The sequence below is a fragment of the Paracoccus sp. S4493 genome, assembly GCF_000967735.1.
In the GTDB taxonomy this organism is placed as follows: Bacteria; Pseudomonadota; Alphaproteobacteria; order Rhodobacterales; family Rhodobacteraceae; genus Paracoccus; species Paracoccus marcusii.
Window position 1 is genome coordinate 1 of record NZ_JXYF01000266.1, and the last position, 1,172, is coordinate 1,172.

The window sequence follows — 1,172 nt, forward strand, 5'->3', positions numbered from 1 at the left end:
GGGTGGGCCTGAATGGCGGGCGCAGCGCGCTGGTGTCGATCACGAATGCCACCGAATGGGGCACGGTCTATGACCCGGACCAGGTCGCGGCGCTGGCCTCCGTCGCCCATGCGGCGGGATTGCCGCTGCACATGGACGGGGCGCGCTTCGCCAATGCGGTCGCGACGCTTGGCTGTTCGCCTGCCGATCTGACCTGGCGCGCCGGTGTCGACGCGCTGTGCCTGGGCGGCACCAAGAACGGCGCGATGGGGGCCGAGGCGATGGTGTTCTTCGACCCCGCCCGTGCCGAGGGGTTCGATTACCGTCGCAAGCAGTCCGGCCACGTAATGTCCAAGAACCGCTATCTTGCGGCACAGATGCTGGCCTTGGCGACCGATGGGTTGTGGCTGGACCTCGCGCATCGCGCAAACACCAAGGCGCAGGTTTTGGGACAGGCGGTCGCGGATGGCGGGGGTCGGCTGCTGCAGCCGGTCCAGTCAAACGGCGTCTTTGCCGCGATCCCTAAGGCGGCCCATGACCGGGCGCAGGCGACTGGCGTGCTGTATCACCTGTGGCCCGACAAGACGGTGCAGGGGGCCGACCCCGTGCCGCTGCGCCTGGTCACCGCGTGGGATACGCCCGATGCGGACGTCACGGCGATGGCCGCGATCCTGCGCGGCTAGTTTCGCAGCGCGTCCAGCAACAGTTGCAGCGCATGTTCGATGGTTGCCGCACGCACGCGGTGACGGCCGATCGCACCGAATTCGACGGTTTGGGTGAAGGTGCCAAAGGGCTGGCTGATGCCAAAGCAGACCCGCCCCTCGGGCTTGTGCTCGGATCCGCCGGGGCCCGCGATGCCGGTGACCGAGACGGCGATCCCGGCATCAGACTGGCGCAGCGCACCCTGGGCCATCTCGGCCGCGACCTGTTCGCTGACTGCGCCATGCGTATCCAGGGTTTCGGCCCGGACGCCCAGCATCTGCATCTTGGCCGCGTTCGAATAGGTGACAAAGCCCCGGTCGAATCCGTCGGACGATCCCGCAACCTCTGTCAGGGCGCCGGCGATCAGGCCGCCGGTGCAGCTTTCGGCCGTCGCGATCATGACGCGCCGGGCGCGGGCGGCGTCAAGGACCTGCGCCGCCTGGCTCACATCAGCACCGTATGGGCAAAGGCCGCGGCGGCCATCGTGGCCA

Annotated in this window: 2 protein-coding genes; one reads left to right on the forward strand and one right to left on the reverse strand. The window is 68.7% G+C overall.

The features are described from left to right. Window positions 1-662 (forward strand): beta-eliminating lyase-related protein (locus tag TW83_RS16950; protein WP_045983961.1); only part of this gene is annotated, 662 nt, incomplete at its 5' end. On the opposite strand, the gene TW83_RS16955 is transcribed toward TW83_RS16950, so the two are convergent. Then, complete coding sequence (locus TW83_RS16955; RefSeq protein ID WP_045983962.1) at window positions 659-1,081, reverse strand: CinA family protein; 423 nt, start codon at window positions 1,079-1,081, stop codon at window positions 659-661. The genes TW83_RS16950 and TW83_RS16955 overlap by 4 nt on opposite strands. Window positions 1,082-1,172: the final 91 nt, after the last annotated feature.

Coding starts and splice junctions, on each gene's coding strand:
- TW83_RS16955 (WP_045983962.1), bottom strand. CDS start 1,081: ATGATCGCGACGGCCGAAAGCTGCACCGGCGGCCTGATCGCCGGCGCC.